Origin of the sequence: Congregibacter sp. (assembly GCF_965662665.1) — a bacterium.
In the GTDB taxonomy this organism is placed as follows: domain Bacteria; phylum Pseudomonadota; class Gammaproteobacteria; order Pseudomonadales; family Halieaceae; genus Congregibacter.
Window position 1 is genome coordinate 25,761 of the sequence record NZ_CBFIIF010000014.1, and the last position, 24,671, is coordinate 50,431.

The 24,671-nt window shown below is 56.1% G+C and carries 20 protein-coding genes; 14 read left to right on the plus strand and 6 right to left on the minus strand.

Annotation, left to right across the window (positions count from 1 at the left end):
- Positions 1-115 precede the first annotated feature (115 nt).
- Positions 116-2,500 carry a hypothetical protein gene (locus tag ACTG39_RS07755; RefSeq protein ID WP_439106979.1) on the plus strand — a complete coding sequence of 795 codons (2,385 nt, stop codon included), beginning with the start codon at positions 116-118 and terminating at the stop codon, positions 2,498-2,500.
- A 111-nt stretch (positions 2,501-2,611) separates the two neighbouring features.
- On the opposite strand, the gene ACTG39_RS07760 is transcribed toward ACTG39_RS07755, so the two are convergent.
- The gene (locus tag ACTG39_RS07760) at positions 2,612-3,097 is read right to left on the minus strand and encodes a BLUF domain-containing protein (RefSeq protein WP_439106980.1); all 486 of its coding nucleotides are present in this window, start codon (positions 3,095-3,097) and stop codon (positions 2,612-2,614) included.
- Positions 3,098-3,296: 199 nt separating this feature from the next.
- On the opposite strand from ACTG39_RS07760, the gene acsF reads away from it, so the two are divergent.
- Positions 3,297-4,361: a magnesium-protoporphyrin IX monomethyl ester (oxidative) cyclase gene (gene acsF / locus ACTG39_RS07765; protein ID WP_439106981.1), complete on the plus strand. Its 1,065-nt coding sequence runs from the start codon at positions 3,297-3,299 to the stop codon at positions 4,359-4,361.
- Between the two features lie 21 nt (positions 4,362-4,382).
- Here the strand turns inward: acsF and ACTG39_RS07770 are convergent, their stop codons facing one another.
- The 5 genes from ACTG39_RS07770 to ppsR all read right to left on the minus strand — a co-directional run bounded on the left by ACTG39_RS07770 (position 4,383) and on the right by ppsR (position 9,850).
- A complete protein-coding gene (locus ACTG39_RS07770) occupies positions 4,383-4,664 on the minus strand; it encodes a hypothetical protein (RefSeq protein ID WP_439106982.1) in 282 nt (93 codons plus the stop codon).
- Positions 4,665-4,781: 117 nt separating this feature from the next.
- Positions 4,782-5,996 (minus strand): geranylgeranyl diphosphate reductase, encoded by a 1,215-nt coding sequence (locus ACTG39_RS07775; RefSeq protein WP_439106983.1) that lies wholly within the window; start codon positions 5,994-5,996, stop codon positions 4,782-4,784.
- The gene (locus ACTG39_RS07780; protein ID WP_439106984.1) at positions 5,986-7,344 is read right to left on the minus strand and encodes a BCD family MFS transporter; all 1,359 of its coding nucleotides are present in this window, start codon (positions 7,342-7,344) and stop codon (positions 5,986-5,988) included. The genes ACTG39_RS07775 and ACTG39_RS07780 overlap by 11 nt, the downstream gene beginning before the upstream one ends.
- On the minus strand, positions 7,341-8,255 hold the full coding sequence (gene chlG / locus ACTG39_RS07785; protein ID WP_439106985.1) for a chlorophyll synthase ChlG: 915 nt from the start codon (positions 8,253-8,255) through the stop codon (positions 7,341-7,343). The genes ACTG39_RS07780 and chlG overlap by 4 nt, the downstream gene beginning before the upstream one ends.
- Before the next feature lie 215 nt (positions 8,256-8,470).
- On the minus strand, positions 8,471-9,850 hold the full coding sequence (ppsR, locus tag ACTG39_RS07790; protein WP_439106986.1) for a transcriptional regulator PpsR: 1,380 nt from the start codon (positions 9,848-9,850) through the stop codon (positions 8,471-8,473).
- 258 nt (positions 9,851-10,108) lie between these two features.
- Between ppsR and bchF the strand changes: the two genes are divergently transcribed.
- The 12 genes from bchF (at position 10,109) to ACTG39_RS07850 (ending at position 24,639) form a co-directional block, all read left to right on the plus strand.
- A complete protein-coding gene (bchF, locus tag ACTG39_RS07795) occupies positions 10,109-10,627 on the plus strand; it encodes a 2-vinyl bacteriochlorophyllide hydratase (RefSeq protein ID WP_439106987.1) in 519 nt (172 codons plus the stop codon).
- Entirely contained in the window at positions 10,624-11,907 is a 1,284-nt protein-coding gene (locus ACTG39_RS07800; RefSeq protein ID WP_439106988.1) for a ferredoxin:protochlorophyllide reductase (ATP-dependent) subunit N, read from the plus strand. Before bchF ends, ACTG39_RS07800 begins: the two co-directional genes overlap by 4 nt.
- 1 nt (position 11,908) lies before the next feature.
- Entirely contained in the window at positions 11,909-13,486 is a 1,578-nt protein-coding gene (gene bchB, locus ACTG39_RS07805) for a ferredoxin:protochlorophyllide reductase (ATP-dependent) subunit B (RefSeq protein ID WP_439106989.1), read from the plus strand.
- Positions 13,458-17,192 (plus strand): magnesium chelatase subunit H, encoded by a 3,735-nt coding sequence (locus ACTG39_RS07810; protein WP_439106990.1) that lies wholly within the window; start codon positions 13,458-13,460, stop codon positions 17,190-17,192. The genes bchB and ACTG39_RS07810 overlap by 29 nt, the downstream gene beginning before the upstream one ends.
- Positions 17,189-18,106 carry a ferredoxin:protochlorophyllide reductase (ATP-dependent) iron-sulfur ATP-binding protein gene (bchL, locus tag ACTG39_RS07815; RefSeq protein ID WP_405271254.1) on the plus strand — a complete coding sequence of 306 codons (918 nt, stop codon included), beginning with the start codon at positions 17,189-17,191 and terminating at the stop codon, positions 18,104-18,106. Before ACTG39_RS07810 ends, bchL begins: the two co-directional genes overlap by 4 nt.
- Entirely contained in the window at positions 18,106-18,807 is a 702-nt protein-coding gene (gene bchM / locus ACTG39_RS07820) for a magnesium protoporphyrin IX methyltransferase (RefSeq protein WP_439106991.1), read from the plus strand. The genes bchL and bchM overlap by 1 nt, the downstream gene beginning before the upstream one ends.
- On the plus strand, positions 18,804-20,231 hold the full coding sequence (locus tag ACTG39_RS07825) for a BCD family MFS transporter (RefSeq protein ID WP_439106992.1): 1,428 nt from the start codon (positions 18,804-18,806) through the stop codon (positions 20,229-20,231). Before bchM ends, ACTG39_RS07825 begins: the two co-directional genes overlap by 4 nt.
- 27 nt (positions 20,232-20,258) lie before the next feature.
- The gene (gene puhA / locus ACTG39_RS07830; protein ID WP_439106993.1) at positions 20,259-21,026 is read left to right on the plus strand and encodes a photosynthetic reaction center subunit H; all 768 of its coding nucleotides are present in this window, start codon (positions 20,259-20,261) and stop codon (positions 21,024-21,026) included.
- Positions 21,023-21,673, plus strand: a complete 651-nt coding sequence (puhB, locus tag ACTG39_RS07835; RefSeq protein WP_439106994.1) for a photosynthetic complex putative assembly protein PuhB — start codon at positions 21,023-21,025, stop codon at positions 21,671-21,673. The genes puhA and puhB overlap by 4 nt, the downstream gene beginning before the upstream one ends.
- Before the next feature lie 20 nt (positions 21,674-21,693).
- On the plus strand, positions 21,694-22,200 hold the full coding sequence (puhC, locus tag ACTG39_RS07840; RefSeq protein WP_439106995.1) for a photosynthetic complex assembly protein PuhC: 507 nt from the start codon (positions 21,694-21,696) through the stop codon (positions 22,198-22,200).
- Positions 22,197-23,027: a putative photosynthetic complex assembly protein PuhE gene (gene puhE / locus ACTG39_RS07845; protein WP_439106996.1), complete on the plus strand. Its 831-nt coding sequence runs from the start codon at positions 22,197-22,199 to the stop codon at positions 23,025-23,027. Before puhC ends, puhE begins: the two co-directional genes overlap by 4 nt.
- Before the next feature lie 247 nt (positions 23,028-23,274).
- Positions 23,275-24,639, plus strand: coding sequence for a radical SAM protein (locus ACTG39_RS07850; RefSeq protein ID WP_439106997.1), 1,365 nt, complete (start codon positions 23,275-23,277; stop codon positions 24,637-24,639).
- The last annotated feature ends 32 nt before the right edge of the window (positions 24,640-24,671 follow it).

Sequence of the window (24,671 nt, forward strand, 5' to 3'; positions counted from 1 at the left end):
GGGAGTGGGAGCGGTCCGGTACCGCCGAAGAGCGGCTTGGCCATCCCCAGAGGGGACGATAATGATTAAGGGCCTTCGCACACTGTGCAGCCGAAAGGGCGCCATAGGCGTCGTCATGAGCGCTACGCTCGCAGTTTTGAGTGCCTGCGGCGGTGGCGGTGGCAGCGACGGCGGTGGTGGATTCCTGCCGGGCGACAACGGCGACGAGCCTATTTCGTACACCATCACCCTCTCTACAGTCGATGCCGCGGGCAACGCCGCCACTGTCCTAAACGAGACTTTTCCCTTAACGCTTCGCGTGGAAGTAAAAGAAGACACCTTTGATGCTCCTGCAGTGAGCGGGCTGGTGGTTCTTGCTGCCGCAGAATTTGCAGTCATCTCTCCGGCGAACGGCCAAGCGCTAACGGATGCCAATGGCATCGCCGAACTGGAAATTCGAGCAGGTACTACCTTGGGCGCGGACACAATAACAGTGACTGCAGAAAGCCCTGCGGGCGAAGTGACCGCAACCATTGGCGTTGAGGTTTCAGGAGCAGGCCTTAGCCTGGGTTACTTTGAAGGCACATCGTTTGTGGCAGGACAAATTGGCCTGAGCAGCGATAGTTTGGCATTCAGAGGCAGCGCTGTGGTCAGGCTGGCAGTTGTTGATGAGACAGGCACCCCCCCTAGTGCTGCGCAGCGGATTCGACTATCAAGCGCATGCTCGCTTAGCGGCCTTGCGTCGTTCCGGACCATTGGTGATACGAGCACGGGCACGAACACGCTAACCATAGAAACCACCGACGGCCTTGCCAGCGCGGAGTATCTCGCCGGAGGCTGTGAAAATAGTGATGAGCTCACCGCAACACTGATCGATGGAGACTCCACTGCATCGGCGAGCGTTACCATTGCCGGACGGGATGCCAACTTCATTGGTTATGTATCCACGGAGCCGACTGATGGCGGCGATGTCACGGGTCGCACCCTTATTGCACTCAAAGGCACCGGTGGTCCGGGTCGCCCGGAAGTAGCATCAGTGACCTTCGAGGTGCTGGAAGAGGCGGTTGTGCTTGAAGCAGGTGACCCCGCCCCTGGCGAGCCTGGATATCTGGAACTGGTGGATCGAAAGCCTTTGGCGGGCGTCACCGTCAACTTTTCTCTCACCAATTCTCTCGGAGGCATATCCCTTGTCACAAGCTCCGGCGTTACCAACAGCCAGGGACTGGTCGTTGTCGATGTTTCTGCAGGAAACGTCGCCACATCCACGGTAGTCACGGCAAGCTTCGCCACCAGTGAAAACCAGCAGCAAGCCGCGTCATCCAACCAAATTGTGGTCAGCACCGGTTTGCCACAACAAAATGGCATTAGTGTTTCCGCGACTCAGTTTCACGTGCCGGGAGCTCGGGATCTTGACGGCGTAGAATCGACTATCACAGTCAGGCTGGTAGATCGCTTTAACAACCCGGTTGCTGACGGCACAAGCGTGGTGTTCACCACAGAATATGGCGCTATTGATAACTCGTGTCTCACGGGCACCCTAAATGGCGATAGAGTGGACGCTGACGTACCTGAGGTGGGCACCTGCAGCGTGCTTTGGACAAGTCAGGCTCCGCGTTTACCGGTCTTTAACGATGACCTGATTCAAACAACTTTGGACGACAACAGTTATAAGTGCCCTTCTCATACCGGCTCCTTTGGTCCTTGCCCGGATGATTTAGGGGCCATTCGCGGGCTGCGCAGTACCGTCACCATTACCGTGGTTGGTGAGGAGTTCTTCGTAGATGGCAACGGCAACGGTATCTACGACGAGGGCGAGTCTTTCGAGAATCTGCCCGAGGCCTTTTCGGATCACAACGAGGATGGAGTATTCACACCCTTTGCCGGCCCGCAGTGCCCATCACCAAGCTCAGAAGAGAACTGTATCGCAGCTGGCTCATCGGAAGAGTTTATTGACTTCAATGGAGACGGTATCTACAGCGAAAACGTAGATCCCAACACAGGAGAAGGTGTCTACAACGGCAGCCTGTGCCCTCCCGAGGGTGATGGTGTGTTCTGCAGCAGGGATCTGCTAAATGTTCGCGCGTCGATTGTGCTCACGCTGTCGGCAGCCGACCAGAACCTCCAAGTGCTGGCAGCCAAGACACCGGACAGCCCTAGAGTCGCAACAACAATCCTGCTAGAAGGCGCCCTCTACGAAATTTATGTCGCTGACGTCTACAACAACGCACCAGGTGCTGGGACGACACTTACCTTCCGTGCAGATCAGGATTGCGCGATTGTGTTCCCGGAAAGCACTGACAGCCTGGACATTACCGTGCCTGATCTCATTGGAAACACGGGCGCCTATACAACCCGCTTGAGAATTAATGGTACTGGCATACCCGGAGGCGGTCGCATCACAGTTCTCGCGCAAGACGAGGGCAACGCCAACTCACAGATTATTGGCAGCTTTGGATGCAGTACTGTCTGCTCTGATGATCCGGATCCTACCGACCCCAATGTCTGCGACGAAGTGCTGTAACTTCAGGTCTGCGTAGCAGAAAACAACTTATCCGAGCTTAGATGTCAGGATAAGAGAAGGCCCACAAAAAAGCCGATCCTAAAGATCGGCTTTTTTTATGAGCGACCTTAACTACTCCATCACGCTAAACAGCAAAGCAAGCTTCTTGGTACGCGACAGCGTCTGCAGGAACTCTCTCGCCGCGGGCGTATTGCGCATCAGATCGGAAAAACCCGGCATGGCGCTGAAGTCCTGACCATCGAGCTCGATAAAAGCCATGCGCCAGTCGTTGTACTCACGGTTGCGAATGGGGCCTTCCGTTACTATCTCCACACGCTCGTGCCGCGAATCCGTACAGATCTTGTCGAACAAAGCCTTTACTTCCTCGCGAGCGCCTTCCAGCACCTGAAAGAACGAATCCTGGCGGTGCAGGAGTACGCCGGTCACGCCAAGCTTGGCGTTCGTCTCGCGGGCACCCTCAAGAATAGAGAGCATCTGCTCGTTATCCAAAGGCCGCGTTTGCGTACTGACATAGCCCAAACTGTACAAAGTGAACTCCTGCAGGGACTCAACGTCGCCTTCTGACTGACTAACACGCGTGTCGGGTTTCTTTGCCACAGGCCCTCCCCGGCACACGTGGTCAAACCTGCTAGGCAGTGCCGCGAACAAACCCGCAACATTCTGCAATTAGGCCTTGAGACTTTGAGTATAGTTAACTATTCTTGACAAATGAACAGTCAAGTTTAGTTGACACTTTTAGCCTTCAGGCGAAACGACACTAGACTGACTTCAAACCGACAAAGTGAGAGGGACGCTCATGAATGCACCCATGCAAACCGCCAGAATCAACGACACCACAGAACAGGCTGTGCGCAGCGAACTCTTAGCCCCTCGCTTTTACCGGACCGACTATGACGCTGTAGGCAAGATCAACGTAGAACCCGTTCAAAAGCAATGGGATGCGATGATGGAGGAGTACAAAGAGGACCGAAACCGTGCCCACTTTCGGCAGGAATTCGACTACGACGCTACAACCTTAACCAGTGATCCCGAACTGCATGAAGAGTTTATCGACTTCCTTACCAGTTCAATCACAGCCGAATATTCAGGCTGCGTATTGTATCAAGAAATAAAGAAAAACGTCGATAATGAGGCGATCGCAGACCTCATGGGCTATATGGCGCGCGATGAGTCGCGGCACGCAGGCTTCATCAACAAAGCGTTAAAACAACTCGGTGTTGCCGTCGATCTGGGTTTCCTGAAGCGCCAAAAGGAGTACACCTTCTTCCGACCAAAGTTCATTTACTACGCGACCTACCTGTCTGAAAAGATTGGCTACGCCCGCTACATCACAATCTACCGCCACCTCGAAAAGCACCCCGAGCAACGCTTTCACCCGATCTTCAACTGGTTTATGGAGTGGTGTAACGATGAGTTTCGCCACGGCGAGTCATTCGCATTATTGATGCGCGCCCAACCGGAGCTGCTGCGCGGTCACAACAAGCTATGGATCCGCTTTTTCATCCTCGCTGTTTACTCAACGATGTACGTGCGCGATCACAACCGGCCCAAGCTATACGAAGCCCTTGGAATGGACCCAACAGAATTCGATTTTCGCGTGTTTGACATCACTACCGCTATTACGCAGCAAGTCTTTCCCCTGTCGCTCAACACCAATGATCCTCGTTTTCGCAAAGGACTGGAGCGACTGCGAGACATCAGTGCCAGAAGCACAGCTGCGAAGGAACGCGGTGGGATTATTGGACAACTAAAGGTTGCTGGATTAGCTATCTCTGCCGGACTCACCTTTGCGAGACTTTACTGCCTCCCCGCGGAGCATCACGAGCTTCCCGCAGACTTCCGCATGGAGCCCACCTGGTAAACATTGACGAGAGCTGTCAGCTCAGCCGCGCCAGCGGCTGGCGTAGCCTCCAAGGTGTGCGACACCTGCCGCCGCCAGGACCACACCCAACAACTCCGCAGGCGCATTGGATTGGGCCAAACGCAAAGCAATGACCAAAAAGGCGCCTGCAAGCAAGGGTGACAACCAGTAGCGCGGCGGCGCGCCCCTTCCCCGAAAATATCTCAGCGACAAAAATGCTAACTCACAGAGCACCAAAACCAGGATGAGCTCAGCAGCATGCCCACTGGCCAAAAAGCCCGTTAGAAAAGGAAGGATGTCCAAGGGTTCTTAAGCTAGTACGACATCAGGCAGGCGTATCGGCCGCAGCCGCAGCCGCAGCCGCAGCCGCAGCCGCAGCCGTAGCCGTAGCCGTAGCCGTAGCCGTAGCCGAAGCACAGCTTAGGCTCTCGCCAAACCTAATAGCTGAGCAAGATCTTTAAAGAATATCTTGACGTGCGCGGTGGGTCGCTCACGAACCAGTTCCTTCTGGGTATAGGACTGCCAGGTCAGATACTGCACATCGGGATCCCGGCACATTTTGACAAATTTCTCCCGCCGCTTATCACTGCCGTACCAAAACTTCTGAAGCAGACCCAGGACAAAAAAGACCTTTCCGTGAAGCTTCATGAAACGCTTTCTGGCACTTTTCAGCGCGGCGGGATCATGACTCACAAGAAACTCATTTACGGCGTCCGCCGCCAAGCGACCACCAAGGAGTGCATAGTAGATACCCTCTCCCGAGGCCGGTGCAACGACCCCCGCGGAATCGCCAGCGAGAAGCACCGCACGTCCATCGTCCCAGCGCTTTAAGGGCTTCATGGGAATTGGGGCCCCCTCTCGACGAACGGTTTTAGCAGAAGCCAAACCCACATCCTTTCGAAGCGCCGCCACGGCGGCAGTCGCGGAATAGTTTTTGAGCGCACTGCCGGTTCCAATGCTGGCGTGCTTACCATGGGGAAATACCCAGGCATAAAAGTCTGGCGATAGCCGGCCTTGGTACCAGACGTCACAGCGAGTCTCCTGATAATCCGCGTTTTGCTCGGGTGTCGGCGCCTCAACTATTTCGTGATAGGCAAACACACACTTAAGCTTGTCGCCGTCCGGTATGCACTGCGCACCGACTCGAGACTTAGCGCCGTCAGCACCTATGACGGCACTCGCGATCACTTCATGCTCTCCACCGCTGCCGGACTTATCCAGATAGCGCAAACGCACGCGCCCATCATCCTGATAAACGAGCGACTTGTAGGCGCCAATCTTCAAAGTTACTCCCGCTTCTACAGCGCGCTCTCGAAGAAATGGATCAAATTTGTCACGATCAACCATCGCTACATAAGTGTCGCCAACAGGCATATCAACCCGTTGGTCCGCGGGCGAAATCATTCTTGCAGAATTAATCCGCGCCACGATCTGCGAGGCCGGAATATTGAACTGCTCTACCGCCCGCGGGGGAATAGCGCCACCACAGGGCTTAATGCGAAAGCCTCGCTCAATGAGCAGCACGCTGCGGCCCGACCGACTCAAGTCGCAGGCTGCCGTGGCGCCCGCTGGGCCACCCCCAACAACTACCACATCGTACTCAGACAACTCTTTCTTTGCAGATTCAGCGTGCATCGAGCACCTCCACCATAGCGATCTCGCCAAAACTAGGCGCAGGACGCTGATAACCAGACTTTGCGGGCCGTAATCGCATACCGATTACGGCAGCAGCAACAAACATGACCGCCTCAAGACTAAACACAAGGCCATAAGCCACGACCGGGTCACCAATGAATACGCGACTTACATCGATGGCCACCGTGCCCAGGAAACCGCCGAGAGCAAAGGCAATGGCCTGAGACGCACCCCAAAGCCCCATGCGCAGGCCTTCCGCTCCCGCCTTACCGGAGCTAGCTAAACTCATCATTGATGCAATAGCCGCCACGGCAAAGGCCCCGTTGGAAACACCCAGAACAAAGACATTGGCAGCTAAAGGCCAGGTCTCAGGAAAAGCGCCGCCACTGGCAATCGCTGCTAATGCGAGAGCCGATGCCAGGCAGCCGCCGATGGTCCAACGACGCAGCACAGCAGTACTGGCGTTTTTACGAATCATCGTTGTCGCCGCGACCAGAATCATCCCAAGAAGAACACCGCTATGCTGCAAGCCGGACAGCGACGTAGACTCTCCGGGCGTCATACCGAACACGGTGCCTGCGTAAGGCTCAAGAATCAGATCCTGTGCGCTGTATGCAAGCATGGATACAAACACAAAGATCGTGAATCGCTTCGCTTCAGCTTCCCCCCAGACTTCGCGCAATGCCCGGGTAAAGCTCCCGGGCTGCGCACCCACTGCCCCTGGGGTCGTAGCCGTCAGGGGACGCTTGGGTTCCAACCTGAATACCGATAGTAAGGTCACGACCACAGCGATAAGCGACACTGACGCCGTAACCATGACAAGCCGCATGGGTGTAAAAGGGTCCAGATATTGCCCGGCAACACCCGCGGTAATGGCAAAGCCGGCAATCATCATGATCCAAACGATCGTTGCCGCAGCGGCCTTTCGATGTGGCGCAACGTGCTTTGCCAGAGTCACCAGCGTTGATGTCCCTGCGGCACTGGCGCCGAGACCGATGGCAACGAAGGCGAGCGTCGAGACAGCCACGCCCCAGAAGACATCGGAGGAAATCAGTACCGTTCCCGCTGCCGCAGCAACACCGCCCAAAGCGAGGACGATCATCCCCCCTATTATCCACCCCGTTGTGCGACCGCCCACATCGGAACCGTGACCGAAACGAGGTCGAGACATCTGTACCGCGTGGTGAATACCCACCAGTATCCCGGGCAACATCGCAGGTAAGGCAAGCTCCACGACCATGACACGGTTAATGACCGTCGTCGTTAAAACAATGATGGCGCCGAGACTGGTCTGCACCAAGCCCAGTCGCACGATCCCCGCCCAACTCAGCCCCGCCACCTGATTCATAGCCAAGGCACCGTGCCGCGAACCGCAAAAGCGCAGAGCATCATGCCTAAAACGTATAGCGTGACACCTGTACCGTTGTACCAGGGTGCAAGACCCAAAGGATCTTTGAGTATTTTGGTCATTGCCAGCGCCTGCAAGAACAGCGATAGCGTAATTCCCGCGGCAGCCGCTGGATGCCCCCAAAACAGGAGCAGGGCAATCACCGCGAGCTGCGGTACGGCCATCACCACACAGGCGAGTCGTGCCGCCCGATCAGCACCCAACTGCGCAGGTAGCGACCGAATACCGATACTTCGGTCACCATCGATAGATTTAAAATCATTGAGCGTCATGATGCCGTGAGCACCAAGACTATATAGGCCTGCGAGCATAAGTATCTGAGGAGAAGGCATGACGCCGCCGAGCATCACTGCTGCTCCCGTTATCCAGGCTAAGCCTTCATAGCTGACGCCCACCGCAAGGTTGCCATACCAACCGTTAAGCTTCAGACGCAGGGGCGGCGCACTGTATGCCCATGCAAGAGAGAGCCCCAACAGAGTCGCCCAAAACACCCAGATACCCAGCATCGCGCTGAATCCAAGACCCAGCAATGACCAAACAATTGCGTAGTAAAGACCCCACTCGCCCGGCACACGACCCGACGGAATCGGTCGATGGGGCTCGTTAATAGCGTCCACGTGCCGATCAAACCAATCGTTCACAATTTGACTGCCACCACAGACTAATGGCCCTGCCAGCACAACGCCGGCCAGGACCAAACCCGGGTTGTCCCCCAGCGATGCTCCGGATGAAACTGCGCCGCAGACAAAGGCCCACATGGGCGGAAACCAGGTTATTGGTTTAAGAAGCTGCAGGAGTGCTTTGGGCTCAGGAAAAGCGCGGGGAGGAGTGGTTAGATCAGCCGATTGCATGCACTGTAATATAGAACTGTCACTTTAGAGTGTCAATTTTAATTGACGCTTTTTTCAAGGCCCTTTATTAGCTTCCGAGCAGCGACAAAATCAAAGGTAAACCGCGCTGACAAACATCCCAGGCAGTGACAGAAAAAAGGGGACAGGCAATAGCGAGACGGGAGAGCTGCCAGCAACCGCCGACACAGACCAAAGAGGACCTCAGTGGGCGTCAATCACTCGGATTCTTCGTCGCCACCAATATCGAAGCGGCGCAGCTTGGCATACAGGGATTGACGCGACAGCCCCAGCAACTCCGCAGCAGACGCTCTATTGTCCTGGGTAACTTCCAGGGCTGTTTCGATACATAACGCCTCGATGAGATCCGTCGACTCGCGAACCAGGTCTTTGAGAGGTACACGCCCTACCCTTTGGGTTACCTGCTCGATAGAGCTGGGCAACTTTGCTGAGACGGGATGATCTCGCGCCACCCGCCGCTCAACATCGCGAATAAAGAGCGCATAAGCCGCGCCATCCGGCTCGTCCAAGCGGCAGGCCGAGATCTCAACCTCCGCGGGACTTCCCGCCTGGGGTATCAGGGTTGAGGAAAACAACTTAACCACGGACTTATCGCGCAAATTAGACAACAGCACGTTGAGATCAACACCGCTCCTGCCAAGCCAGCGATCCGCGGAGTGCCCGATTACCTGCTCCTCGGCAACCAATTGCGCCAGCTCCAGAAAACTGTTGTTCACCGCCATAATGCGGCCATCGGCATCAGTGAGAACCACCGCATCCGGCGCGTTACGGATCATCTCCTGAAGATAGATTCCAACGGGCGCGCCCACCTTTTTCTCCTGCAGCTCACGGGTACCCATGCGCAGGAGAAAACGCTCCTCCCCCGCCTGCCGCAAAAAGCTGGCGGACACATCGACACGCGTCTCACCGTCGCCAAGCAGTAGGTTGTGCAGCTGCGAACGCCCTACCGTTCTGATCTCAGACATCATTTCCTGCACGGCCCGTCCAGAGTCTGCATCCAAACCCCGGGGAAACACCTTACCGACAAGCCCTTTATCGCTCCCCGACAGCAGCTCAATAGCCCTGGGATTAGCCTCCAGGACACGAAAACTCAGCGCGTCGAGCACGAGGACCGCATCATTGACCATATCGAAGAGTCGCCGGTAGCGGGTCTCAACCTGACGTAGACGCCAGTAATCCTGCTCCAGAGCCTGCTGCGCATTAACCAACTGCTGACGAAGACTGACATCCGAGCGCAGGTCTTGGCCCACAAACAAGATCTGAGGCGCCTCTCCCGCCATGACTTGATACTGCACAGGCAGACCGTCGGGACTATCTTCAAGCCGATGGATCAGGTCAACCCGATCACCCCGCCCCTGGAGAGCCTGAAGTACGGCAAGATCGATACGATCTTCACTACCTTCAAGCAGAGTGTCGGACAGCGAGACACCCACCCACTGATCGGCCAAATCGTCAGGCAGCTCCATACTCCAGGATTCAACACCCAGAATAGTGCCCGCCTCATCCACGGTCAGTGCAAGATCAGCAACGCGTGAGATCAGGCCGGCCAACACGGGTTTCGTTTGCTTGGCTAGCAAGAATGTTTGTCCATTAAGGAAACACGAATGTAGTAACAGGCACCGCTACACCTCATTCAGATGCAGGGCGGGTGTGATTATGGCACGCGTAAAGCATAGTTAACACCGTTGCCAAGGCCCATAGACTTACAGTAAAAACCAGCACCCTATAAGTGTCAATTCTTTTGAACGCAATGATGTGTAAATTATAATTGACATAGGGTGGCGCCAGCACTACATTCATCCATGAATCAGCGAGTGTTGGCAGAGGTCTGCTTAATGGGTTTTGAAAAACAAAGTGCGCGAGCGGGCGCACCGCTGTACACCCCGGAGCAACGGCTACGCCGTGACGCAACGCGCTGGACAATCGTGCAGGGCTTACTTGCCCCCCTGCAGTTCGTGGTGTTTCTTATCAGCCTGGTGCTCGTTCTCAACTATTTGATAAACGGCACTGGCCTGGAGGCCGCCGCGGCTTCAGTGGTAATCAAAACCGGCGTACTCCTCACGATTATGGTGACCGGTGCAATCTGGGAAAAAGTAGTCTTCGGGCAATACCTTTTTGCACCCGCCTTTTTCTGGGAAGACGTCGTCAGTTTCGGTGTGATAGCGCTGCATGTCGCCTACGTTCTTTGCTGGCTCGCGGGCTACGGCACACCCGAGCAGCAGATGTGGATTGCCCTTGCCGCTTACACCACCTACGTAGTCAATGCCGCACAGTTTCTTTTGAAACTGCAGGCTGCGCGCCGTGATGAACCCACAAGCGAGCTCGATATGAGCTTACAGGGCGCACTCAAATGACGGAGGCTGTACTCGCCAGCGACAGTCTTTCGGCGCCAGCTACACCCATAACGGTAGAGCGCGGACAGCGCGCGGTCTTCTGTGGACTCACTTCGATTGTTTGGTTACATCGCAAGATCCAGGACGCCTTTTTCCTGGTGGTAGGCTCACGAACCTGCGCCCACCTCCTGCAATCCGCAGCCGGTGTAATGATCTTCGCCGAACCGCGCTTCGCTACGGCCATTTTGCAGGATCGCGATCTGGCGGGCATGGCCGACTGCCACGAAGAGCTGGATCGAGTTGTGGAAGAGCTTCTGTCCCGGCGCCCGGAGATAAAAACACTATTCCTGGTGGGTTCCTGCCCCTCAGAAGTCATCAAACTGGATTTAAACAACGCGGCAAGCCGCCTACAGACCCGTCACAGCGGCCGGGTGCGCATGGTGGCTTACAGCGGAAGCGGCATTGAAACAACTTTCACCCAGGGCGAGGACAAGTGTCTGGCCGAGCTGGTGCAAGCAAACAGCGGGCAAAGCGATCGTGAAAGCCCGGCTTTGATAGTTGCCGGCACACTTTCAGACATTGTGGAAGATCAATTTCAGCGAATGTTTGACGAACTGGGTATCGGACCTGTTGCATTTTTACCCGCGCGCAGCGGAGACATGATGCCCAAGGCAGGACCCAACACACGGGTATTGCTGGCCCAACCCTACCTGACCGAAACAGCTCAGGCGCTCAAAGGCCAGGGCGCCAAGATACTCAATGCGCCCTTCCCTCTCGGGGCGGAGGGCACCCTTTTATGGTTAAAGTGCGCAGCCGATGAGTTTGGCGTCAGCGCGGAAACCTTCGATGAAGTCACAGCCGCACCCCTTGCTCGTGCGATGCAGGCTGTGAGCTATCAACGAGAAAAACTGCGCGGCAAACGCATCGCTTTTCTACCCGACTCCCAGTTGGAACTGCCTCTCGCGCGCTTTCTTGCCCGGGAGTGTGAAATGAACGTTGAATCTATCACTACGCCTTTTCACGACCCACAAATCATGAGCAGCGAGCTCGCGCTGTTTGGTGACCACCCTGACATGATCGAGGGCGGCGACCTCGAATCGCGCCTGGAACATGTTCGCGAGCTTCGGCCGGATCTCACCGTATGCGGTATGGGAATTGCCAACCCACTGGAGGCGGAGGGCCTGCGCAGCAAGTGGTCTATCGAGCTGATATTCAGTCCTATTCAAGGCTTTGATCAGGCGGGAGATCTCGCTGGTCTGTTCTCACGGCCCCTGACGCGCGCAGCGCAGTTAGAGGTCTAGGATGGAGCTTTCTCTCTGGACTTACGAAGGCCCGCCCCATGTCGGCGCCATCCGCATTGCCAATTCGATGCGCGGCGTACACCTGCTTTTGCATGCGCCTCAGGGCGATAGCTACGCCGACCTCCTGTTTACGATGATCGAACGTGACAATCATCGACCACCTGTCACCTACACAACTTTTCAAGCGAGAGATCTCGGTAGTGATACGGCGGAGCTGGTTCTTAAAAGCATCCACGCAGCCGTTGATCGCCATAAACCACAAGTACTATTGGTTGGTGACTCTTGCACGGCAGAGTTGATACAGGATCAACCTGGGTCCCTTGCCACCAGCAGCGGGCTTTCAGTGCCCGTGGTTCCCATCGAGATGCTGGCCTACTCCAGAAAAGAGAACTGGGGAGCAGGCGAAACCTTTTACAGCCTGGTGCGTGGTCTTCTTCAGAGCCGCGTACCCCAACCGGGCAGCGACGCACCAGAGCGCGCCGACGACCATCAAGTTAGCGTAAACCTTTTGGGACCAAGCTCACTCGGCTTTCGTTGCCGTGACGACGTTCGCGAAGTCACGCAACTCCTTGAAGACCTGGGCGTACGAGTAAACGTATGCGCACCGCTTAATGCCACGCCCCACGACTTGCTTCGGCTACCGGATGCGGACGCGAACGTTTGCCTTTACCCGGAGATTGCAGGACCCACCTGCGACTGGCTACAACGAAATTTTAAGCAAGCCACTATTAAGACGGTGCCTATCGGTGTCGGCGCCACTCGCGATTTTATCGCCGAAGTCACCGAGACACTTGGCATTGAACATACGCCCGATACCAAGGAGTCGCGACTACCCTGGTATTCACGGTCGGTGGACTCCACCTACCTCACGGGCAAACGCGTCTTTGTATTTGGCGATGCCACCCACACGGTCGCCGCCGCTCGCATTGCCCATGAAGAGCTAGCCTTCGAAGTTGTCGGTATGGGAACTTATTCCAGAGAGCAAGCACGGTCTGTTCGCGAGGCCGCCAAGAAACTCGGATTGGAAGCACTGATAAGCGATGACTATCTGGAAGTAGAGCGCGTGATAAGTGAACTGCAGCCGGAACTGGTGCTGGGCACACAAATGGAGCGGCACATCGCCAAACGTCTGGGTGTTCCCTGCGCGGTAATTTCCACACCCGCCCATGTTCAAGACTATCCGGCCCGCTATTCTCCGCAAATGGGATACGAAGGCGCAAACGTAATTTTCGACAGCTGGGTACACCCATTGATGATGGGACTCGAGGAACATCTACTGGCCATGTTCCGGGATGATTTTGAGTTCAACGACGGCGCCCAACCCTCGCATCTCGCGGCCGAAGGGGTCACGACACGGGGCGAAGAGCCTGCCGTAAACGATGCAACGCATAACACACCTTCCCCAGCGAATTCCGGCGAACCGACCTGGGATCTGAATGCTGAGCGGGAGCTACGCAAAATACCTTTTTTCGTGCGCGGCAAAGCCAAGCGTAATACCGAACGCTTCGCTGCAGACAACGGCGTCAACGTAATCAAAGTGGATACGCTCTATGAAGCAAAAGCCCACTTCAGCCGCTAGCGACAAGCTCAACTTCGTCGTTGTCACGCTCGACAACCATGTCACGAGCAGTATTTCTCGCGCCGCGCACGACTTACAAAAAGATGCCCCCGGACTGGCGGTAAAGGTTCACGCCTCCGCCGACTGGAAAGGAGAAAACGAGGCTCTTAAGCGCTGTAAAGCCGACATCGCCAGCGGCGATATCATTTTGGTCACCATGATGTTCATGGAAGATCAGATCAACGCTATTCTTCCGACGCTTCAGGCACGCAGAGATCAATGCGACGCGATGATCTGCGCCATGTCTGGCGCCGAAATCATGAAGCTGACGCGCATGGGTAAATTCAGCATGGACGGTGAAGCGACCGGTGCGGTTGCCTTGCTCAAGCGTCTTCGCGGCAACGCGGGTAAATCAAAGAAGCCCCCCGGTGCGCAGCAGCTCGCAGTGCTTAAACAGCTACCCAAGATTCTTCGCTTTATCCCGGGCACCTCTCAAGATGTGCGGGCGTACTTCCTGACTCTGCAGTATTGGCTGGCCGGATCCGAAGAAAACCTTCGGCGCATGATTGCCTACCTCACAGATCGCTATGCAAGTGACGAGCGCAGTGGTTTTCAGGGTACTCTCAAAGCAGGAACCCCTGTCGACTACCCCGACGTTGGTCTCTACGATCCGGATGCCAAACAGCCCATCTTTGAAAAGTTGGGGCAACGTGCATCTCGAAAAAAGCAGGTTGGCACTGTCGGCCTTCTGATTATGCGCTCCTACGCTCTTGCGGAAAACACCGCGCACTACGACGCTGTCATCGTAGCCCTGCGCGATCGGGGCTTGAGAGTGATCACCGCATTCGCAAGCGGTCTCGATGCACGCCCGGCGGTAGACGCCTATTTCATCAAAGATGGCGAGCCGACTATCGACTTACTGCTGTCACTCACGGGCTTCTCTTTGGTAGGCGGCCCTGCGTACAACGATTCGAAAGCAGCCGAAAACATGCTCGCGTCTCTAGACGTTCCCTATATTGCCGCACATGCCCTTGAGTTTCAGAGTATGGAGCAGTGGGAGACATCCGGTCACGGGTTGATGCCCGTCGAAGCAACAATGATGGTGGCTATCCCGGAACTGGATGGCGCCAGCGTACCCTCTGTTTACGGTGGTCGCTCTGATCTCGCATCGACACAAGCGGCAAGCGGTGATACACACGCCATGTGCCCTCACCCAGAGAGAGTATCGACTCTTGCTGACCGGGCACTGCGTTTGGTTGAGCTACGCAAAACGCCCAAAAGTGAGCGCCGCGTCGCGACAGTGATATTCAATTTCCCACCAAATGCCGGCAACACTGGCACCGCAGCAAACCTGTCGGTGTTTCGATCTTTGCTAAATACCCTACGGGCGCTGCGCGAAGACGGATACACCGTTAACGTACCTGATAGCGTCGACGCCCTGCGCAATGCCATTGTTGAGGGTAATGCCGCGCGTTACGGCGCCATGGCCAATGTTCATGCACTCATCTCTTCGGACGATCACGTTACGAGGGAACCGCATCTGGAGGAGATCGAAGCGCAGTGGGGACCTGTTCCCGGCAAGCAAAACACCGATGGTCGATCTCTGTTTATTCTTGGCGCCCAATTCGGCAATGTTTTTGTCGGCGTTCAGCCAGGGTTCGGATACGAAGGCGATCCGATGCGCCTCTTGTTCGAGCGAGGGTTTTCACCTACCCATGCGTTCTCGGCGTTTTATCGCTACATACGCGAGGATTTTGCCGCGCACTCACTCCTGCATTTCGGCACGCATGGTGCGCTGGAGTTTATGCCAGGAAAACAGTCCGGCATGAGCGATAGCTGCTGGCCCCAGCGCTTGATCGGCGATATCCCCCACTATTATCTCTATGCAGCCAACAACCCCTCAGAAGGCATGATCGCTAAACGAAGGGCTGGCGCCACACTTATCAGCTATCTCACACCACCTATTACCCGCGCCGACCTTTACAAGGGCTTGCAAGAGCTGAAGGAAACCATCGAGCGATGGCGTAGCGGCGCAGATGACTGTACCGAAGTTCGGGCAGACCTCGCCGCTGTTATTCAGGCTCAGGGGGCCGAGCTGGATCTATGCAAGGAAGCGCCCATCTGGAACGAGGGCAACAGCGATAATGTAGAGGCGCTTCGTCGCTCGCTCATCGAGCTGGAAGAAACCCTGATCCCTTATGGTCTTCACGTGCTCGGTGAAACGGGTTGCGAAGCTGAACGCAAAGACATGCTCGCTGCAGTGGGTCAGGCCAGCCACGAGTTGGAGCTGGATGCTGATCAGGTCACTGCGCTGGAGCAGGGCCAAACGGATGTTTTTACAAAGCTTCTTGAGGCTGCAAACCCCGATCGGGACGATCTTAGCGAGGCAGTGCGTTCCCTGAGCCACACCGCGGATCAGCTACACCGAAACCCGGAACTTGAAGCGATCGTTCGCGCCATGGACGGGCGCTTCATCGCGCCGGCCCCGGGGGGAGATTTACTCCGCACCACGGAGATTTTACCCACGGGACGCAATCTTCACGGTTTTGATCCCTATCGCCTGCCCAGTCAGTATGCGATGCGCGATGGTCTTCGCCAAACCGATAATCTGCTCAAGAAACACGCCGAGTCGGGCGAATCGCTCCCTGAAACCGTAGCGCTGGTCCTTTGGGGAACTGACAACATGAAGAATGAGGGCGGCCCTATCGCCCAGGCGCTGGCGCTTATGGGCGCCGAGCCACGCATAGACGGCTATGGACGAGTCAGCGGTGCACGCCTTATTTCCCTCGAGGAGCTAGGCCGACCGCGAGTCGACGTAATTATGACTTTGTCGGGTATTTTCAGGGATCTGCTGCCGCTGCAGACGCGCATGCTGGCAGAGGCTAGCTATCTGGCGGCCTCCGCGGATGAACCTCTTGAAATGAACTTTGTGCGAAAACATGCCTTGGCACAGCAGGAGCAACAGGGCTGTGACCTCGAAACAGCGGCACTACGAGTTTTCAGTAACGCCGATGGAGCCTATGGATCCAACGTCAATCTTCTGGTGGATGACAGTCGCTGGGAAGACGACAGCGAACTGGCCGATGCTTATACCTCGCGTAAGTGTTTTGCTTATGGTCGCGACGGTGAGGTCGCACCTCAGGCTCAACTCCTCAACAGCATGCTCGCTACGGTAGATCTGGCTTACCAGAACCTTGACTCCGTAGAGGTCGGTATTACTTCGCTGGATCAGTACTTCGATACCCTCGGGGGCATCAGCCGAGCGGTGAAGCGCGCCCGGAACGGTCAGGAAGTCCCGGTATACATAGCGGATCAAACTTCCAGCAGTGGCAAGGTTCGAACGCTCGAAGAGCAGGTCGCTCTCGAAACCCGAACCCGAGTGCTGAATCCGAAGTGGTACGAAGGCATCCTCGAGCACGGCTTTGAAGGTGTCCGACAGATTGAAGCGCATGTAACCAATACCATGGGCTGGTCAGCAACCACTGGCCAGGTTGAACCATGGGTTTATCAACGTATGTCAGAAACATTCATTCTCGACGAGTCAATGCGTGATCGTCTTGCCCAACTTAACCCCCATTCCGCCATCAAGGTCGTGAATCGATTGCTCGAAGCAAGCGATCGCGACTATTGGCAGCCAGATCAAGAGAGCCTCGACGCTTTGCATCGTGCAAGTGAAGACCTCGAAGACTGGCTGGAAGGCATCCCCAGTGGAGTAGCAGCTGCATGAACAAGCCCATCAACATTCCGGTACAGCAGGTCGACCCTAATGACAGTCGTGGACTCGACGGTGACGGCAGCTTACAGGTACATCTCGATCCGGATGTTCAGATCGATAAAGCCAAAGTCTTTGCTATCTACGGCAAGGGAGGCATCGGTAAAAGCACCACCTCCTCCAACTTGTCCGTTGCATTCTCTAAGCTTGGAAAGCGTGTCATTCAGATTGGCTGCGATCCTAAACACGATTCGACCTTCACCCTGACCAAGGCTTTGATGCCTACGGTCATCGATGTTCTGGAGTCTGTGGAGTTTCACTCCGAAGAGCTCACGCCCGATGACTATATGTACGAAGGCTATAACGGCGTCATGTGTGTCGAAGCAGGCGGCCCCCCGGCGGGTACCGGTTGCGGCGGCTATGTAGTGGGTCAAACCGTAAAACTGCTGAAGCAGCATCATCTTCTGGACGATGCTGATGTGGTGATTTTTGATGTACTCGGTGACGTTGTCTGCGGCGGCTTTGCATCGCCCTTACAACACGCCGAACGCGCGCTCGTAGTTACCGCGAACGACTTCGACTCTATTTTCGCGATGAACCGCATCGCAGCCGCTATCAAAGCCAAGTCGAAGAACTATCCTGTTCGTTTAGGCGGCGTCATCGCGAATCGAAGCTCGGGCACCGATGAGATAGACCGTTTCAACGACGCGGTGGGCCTGAAGCGCCTCGCTCACTTCCCGGATCTTGACGTCATTCGTCGCAGCCGTCTCAAGAAATCGACGCTATTCGAAATGGACGACACACCAGAACTACTTGCAGTACAGCAGGAGTACCTCAATCTCGCTACCGCTTTATGGGAAGGTACCGATGCCCTGGATGCCGAGCCCATGAAAGATCGCGATCTGTTTGATTTTCTGGGATTCGACTGATGGCCGACAACAGCTACATTCAGCGCCGCTCAGAGATCGAAACCTATTTCGATCGCACGGCGTCTGACGCCTGGACGAAACTCACTTCTAACGCGCCGGTCAGCAGAATCCGCCAAACGGTGCGCGCCGGGCGAGACGAAATGCGCAGCACCCTGCTCTCATGGCTTCCCGATGACCTTCGCGGCTGCCGAGTTTTAGATGCGGGTTGTGGCACGGGCGCAGTAGCCGTGGAACTTGCCACACGGGGGGCCCAGGTCCTGGCCGTGGATCTCTCTGCAACGCTTATCGATATAGCGCGGGAGCGTCTCCCTTCAGATATAGGAGAGGGCCACATCGACTTTGAAGTAGGAGACATGGCCGCCCTCGCCACCGGCGAATTCGATCATGTACTTGCCATGGACTCCCTGATTCATTACGACGTCGCCGACGGTATTGAAGTACTCAACAGTCTCGCACCGCGCGTCAGCAAGAGCATGGTGTTTACCCATGCCCCCAGCACAGTCCTACTGGAAATCATGCATGCCACGGGAAAACTGTTTCCCCGCGGCGACCGTGCACCGGCCATTCAACCGGTGAGTCCAAAACGTCTTGATCGCATGATTGCGTCGCAGAAAACCTTGCAATCCTGGGAGCGCGGACGAGTCGCCCGGATTAACAGCGGCTTTTACATTTCTCAGGCCTGCGAGCTACGCCGTCAGTGAACCTTACGGCGATCACAGATCGTATTTTTCCCTCGGGAGCCTTACTGGCACTGGTTCCTTTTGCGGACGCTGTTAGTGGCGACCTCCCCCTGCCTCGACTCGCTAGGCTCTCGCTGTTTCAAATCAGCGTGGGTATGGCGCTGGTCCTTCTGAACGGCACGCTTAATCGAGTCATGGTTCTGGAAATGGGCCAGTCTGCATGGCTTGTGTCACTCATGGTGTCGCTGCCCCTGTTGTTTGCACCTCTCCGTGCCCTCGTGGGATTTCGCTCAGATCATCACAAGTCCTTATTGGGCTGGCGCCGGGTGCCGTACATCTGGGGAGGCAGCATGCTCCAGTTTGGCGGACTCGCCATCATGCCTTTCGCGCTGATTGTCCTTTCTGATTCGTCTGCAGGCCCCCAGTGGCTGGGACCCTTGGCCGCGGCTCTGGCGTTTTTGCTGGTTGGCGCCGGACTGCACACTACGCAGACCGCCGGCCTTGCATTGGCGACGGATTTGGCGACGGATAACACGCGACCGAAAGTTGTCGCTCTCCTTTACGTGATGCTGCTTCTGGGGACTATTGTCAGCGCGCTCTTGTTTTCCGTACTGCTGGATGATTTCTCCAATCTCAAACTCATCAAAGTGATTCAAGGTACTGCTGTGGCGACGATCGTTCTCAACGCCATCGCCCTGTGGCGTCAGGAAAGCCTTATTCCATCCAGGACAGACCCTGAGCGCCCTCGCCCGAGTTTTTCTGCAAGCTGGGGCGCTTTTACGGCATCGAGCAGCACCCGTCGGTTACTCCTCGCTATCGGACTGGGAACAGCCGCTTTCAGCATGCAGGATATTTTGCTGGAGCCCTACGGCGGCCAAATTCTGGGAATGTCCGTGAGTGCAACCACCGGCCTGTCCGCGATATGGGGTGTGGGCATGCTCATCGCCTTTGCACTCTCTGCCAAAAAATTGAGCTCTGGTTCGGACCCTGTTCGATTGTCGGGCTACGGTGCTGCGCTGGGCTTGTTTGCTTTCGCCGCGGTCATTCTCTCAGCCCCCTTGGGATCTCCACTCCTGTTTAAGATCGGAGCGGGCTTTATTGGTCTTGGTGGCGGATTTTTTGCCGTAGGTACTCTCACGGCCGCCATGGCACTGGGAAGCGAAGACGAAAAGGGTCTGGCCCTCGGCGCCTGGGGCGCAGTACAGGCTACGGCTGCCGGACTTGCCATAGCTGCCGGAGGGGGCATGCGTGATTACGTCACCTATCTCGCGGAAAGCGGAGCGCTAGGCACTGCATTAATGGATCCGGTAACCGGCTATAGCGCCGTTTACCACCTGGAAATATTGTTGCTTTTTGCAGCACTCATTGCTCTGGGACCGCTGGTACGCGGCCCCGGGCAGGTCGGGCAAGGGAGCGCTTTTGCTCTGCATGAATTCCCGAATTGACATAGACCCTGACAGGGAGGAACTGAAATGGGTACTGGAGCTATAACTGAGTACATCGATCTGGCACAGCTGACGCTTTACGCGTTTTGGCTGTTTTTCTTTGGGCTGGTGGGCTATCTCCATCGCGAAAACAAACGTGAAGGCTATCCGCTACTGGATTCTCACAACGAGAACTACCGCGGCGGCGACCTTTTCGGTATGCCCGAGGAGAAGACCTACACCCTGCCCCACGGGCAAGGCACGCGCACAGCGCCCAAGGAAGACCCACCCAGCTACGAGCTCAAGGCAGAACAGCCCGTACCCGCGCCGGGCTTTCCTCTGGAGCCTACAGGTAACCCCATGCTCGATGGCGTCGGTCCTGCCGCTTGGGCGATTCGTCCCGAAGCACCGGATCTTAATCATGACCATGGCACACCGCGCATCATTCCCATGCGTATCGCCGAGGACTGGAGTGTAGAGAGCCGTGACCCTGACCCCCGTGGCCGTCCTGTGTTTGGTGTAGATGGTGAGCAAGGGGGTACGGTGACAGATCTCTGGATCGACCTCAGCGAGCCCTGCGTGCGCTACCTGGAGATAGCCGCCGGCGAGCGTCGAGTGATGATCCCCATGACCTTTGCTCGCATAAAGTCCAACGGTGATGTCATCGCAAAATCCGTCTGCGGCGCGCACTTTGCCGACGCGCCTTCGACGGCTAACCCCGATTTCGTCACGCTTCAGGAGGAAGACAAGATTGGCGCCTACTACGGTGGCGGATACCTCTACGCACTTCCTGAGCGCACGGAGCCAGTGCTATGAGTGTCAGCGAATACGAAGACGAACCGGTTCGCGGACTCCCCGGCTATCTCCCGTCAGATGAGACACTCATCTGGCAGGGCGAGCCCGACTTTAAAGTTATGGCAAGACGGGTTTTCCACGTGCGCAACATCGCCATCTACTTTGCGCTGCTCATTGCTGTTCATCTTGGCGTTCAGGCCATGGGCAGCTCATCGCTTACAGAAGTGATTCTGGGTAGCACCTGGATGATCGGACTGGGCTTACTCGCGGTGGGCATTCTCGCTCTTCTCGCACTCGCTTATGCGCGGACAACGGTTTACACCTTAACGAACAAGCGTCTGGTGCTGCGCTTTGGTGTGGCTATGCCGATGATGGTGAACATTCCCCTTTCCATCGTCACAGCCGCCGATATGCGGCGATTTCCTGATGGCAGCGGTGACATTGTGTTGTCACTCGATCAGAAAAAACGTCTCTCTTACATGATGCTGTGGCCTAATGTGCGCAGCTGGCACATGAATCCCACTCAGCCTGCCCTTCGCAGCGTAGCCAATGTAGAGGAGCTGGCGGCCAGCCTTGCCAGCGTCGTCAGTAGCGCCCAGCCACTGCGTGGCGAAAGCACTACCGTTGAGAGCGCGTCAGATCACAGCGCTGCCTTAAGCACTTCCTGAAGGCCCCTAAGGAGCGCGCCTTGAGCAATGCAATGACACACTCCCCGAGCGGAACGCGAACCAGCACCATGGATTCAGGCTCTCGTATACTTGTTGCGGGCTTGGCGGTGTTTGTGATGGCAGTGCTCGCTGCAACGCTCATAGCGCGCCTCACGGGGTACTCCATGGACTCGGTACCTGAGGCCACTGTTCTTGACGTTCGCGAGTTAGGTTTCCGAGACCTCCCCAATGGGGTGGTCGAGGTATTCGAATGGCAAAGCAAGGACACCATTGCCAGTATTCCCTCTGGCGAGGGCGCATTCCTCCGAGGCGTAGTACGCAGCCTCGTGCGTCAGCGTCGGGGTCTGGATTCCGGCATCGCCTCACTATTTGAACTGACTCGCTACGATGACGCACGATTGGTCCTCTCAGACCCCTCAACCGGCGAAAAAATTGACCTCGTCGCCTTTGGCGCCAGCAATATAGCGGTTTTCGCTGCACTCATGGATGCCCCGCTCCCCAGCGCGGAATCAGATGACGACTGGTGATTGACTATCTCTTAGCGCTGGCCACGGTCACCCTGGCCTGGTGGATCAGTACAGGCCTGGTGTTGCTGCTCAACAGACTCGGTGCGCAATGGCAGCGCGCGAGCCTCCTTGCGGTAACCGCGCTGGTTCTGTTGTCACTTATCTATCTTCCCGGTCGCAGCGACGATCGCAGCGCCGCGGGCGCCCTCCTGGGCTTTGGTCAGGGACTGGTGATCTGGGCATGGTTAGAAATGACCTACCTCATGGGTGTCATCACGGGGCCTCGAAAAACGCCCTGCCCCAGCAATGCCGGCACTCTGCAGCGCTTCTGGCTCGGTCTTCAAACCAGTCTCTACCACGAGATATCGGTCATAACGATGGTGGCACTGGTGATTTTTGTGGCCGGAGATGGGCCCAATCAAGTCGCTGCAGCTACCTGCGTATCCCTGTGGCTGATGCGCTGGAGCGCCAAACTCAATCTTTTCCTTGGCGTGCGAAACTACAACAGCGATTGGTTTCCCGCTCACCTGCAATATCTCGATAGCTATACACGACGGGCGTCAATGAACCTATTGTTTCCCGTATCGGTGACCATCGGCACGATAGTAGCCGTGCTGCTACTCGGCCAGGCGATGGCAACCAATGATCCTTTTCTGCGAAGCGCCAACCTGCTGGTAAGTGCTCTGCTAAGCCTCGCTGTGTTGGAGCATTGGTTTTTAATGTACCCCTTTGGGGAGTCTGTCCTTTGGCGTTGGGCGCTTACTCCATCGGCCAAGCCACCGTCATCGGCACACAAAAACACGGCCGCAGCCGAAGTTCCCAGTCTTGGGGTTCCAAAACACCCTTAGTTCAAAGTGCGCCTTAAAACCATTTTTCTCATGATTTTATTTTCTCACCATAACTTGACCCCGAACCGTCAGGGCGCTATTTTTCATGGTGCACCTTGATGAATGCCCCGATGCTTGGAGTTATTCCGGCTGTCGAGGGGACTTGCACCGTTTTCGGTTGCCCAGTCTCTCCGCCCGTTACGAATCACTGTTGTTACCCAAGCAACCGACCGAAGATCTTCACAAGATGTGCAGAGGAACAGTCGCCATGAAGAGAAGCGACGATAATAGTAAGAATAACCGAAGCGACGATGCCCGGATGATCATTACGACCGGGGCCATGGAACCAGATAGCATCAAACTGTTTGACAGCGGACTTTCCTTCGATCCCGCGGTTTCCCATAACGATTACATCGCAGCCCTGGAAGATGAAAAGCGCAACCTTGGCGAAGCGCTGTCGGTGTACATCCATTTACCTTTCTGCCCCTCTCGCTGCCTGAGTTGCGATCACCAGACCACTGTCAGCCACGATCACAAGCAAATCGACCGCTACCTGGACAAGCTCGAGGTCGAAGTTGAGCTGGTCACAGAACACCTGGGCAAGGGCCGACGTCTTCAGCAGCTCCATCTTGGGGGAGGTACTCCCAATTATCTTTCGGAAGTACAGCTGGTAAGACTCGTCGATATTCTCGACAAGCACTTTACGATTGATGCCCAGACAGAATCCTCATTGGAAGCCAACGCTCAGCGCGCCTCGGTGGCACAGCTGTCGTTACTCCATGGACTTGGATTTAGAACACTCAATCTGGAACTTCGGGATCTGGATCCCACGGTCCAGCAAGCGCTCGGGAGACATCAATCGCTTCCCGTTATCCGCGATGTGGTAGATAACGCTCGTCAGATCGGTTTTGAAACGATTGCCACCGATCTCGTGTACGGTTTGCCCATGCAGAGCGCCGCTAGTGTCCAGCGAACAGTGGACGAACTTTTGGCGCTCGCTCCTGACCGAATTTCCTGCTACACCTACTCCCGCCGTGCCAACCTCTTTCAGCACCAGCGGGCAATTGACTCCGCGCAACTCCCTTCCATCGCGGACAAGGTGGCGATATTTAGTCGCATCGTTGATAAATTCTGCGGCTCTGACTACGAATGGATAGGCCTGGACTGCTTCGCTAGGGAGCAGGACAGTATTAGCGAGGCACATAGAAACGGGACGCTGCACAGAAACTGGATCGGCTACACAGCGCAATCGGGTCGCGGTGTCATCGGATTCGGCAGCAGCTCCATGACGGATCTCTCCAGCATCTGCGTGCAGAACCACGCCAACATTGATCAGTGGAGCGAAAGCATCGAACGCGGCGAATTACCTATGAGCGCCGCTGCCAGACTTAGCCCCAACGTGCGGGCGCGACGTCACGCACTCTCTGACCTCATGTGCAACTTGCATCTCAATGATGACCAGCACACACTCCTCGACCCCAATCAGGAGTACCCGGCAATAAAAGCGCTCACGGAAGAAGGCCTGATAGAAGTTGAGGGCAACAGGCTCACAATGACTGAGGCGGGCCGATACACACTGCATCAGGCCTGGGGAGACTCATCGCCTGTATACCGCTGGCGCACGATCGCCTGACCATGGCTTTATAAGAGGCCTATCTGGCTCTT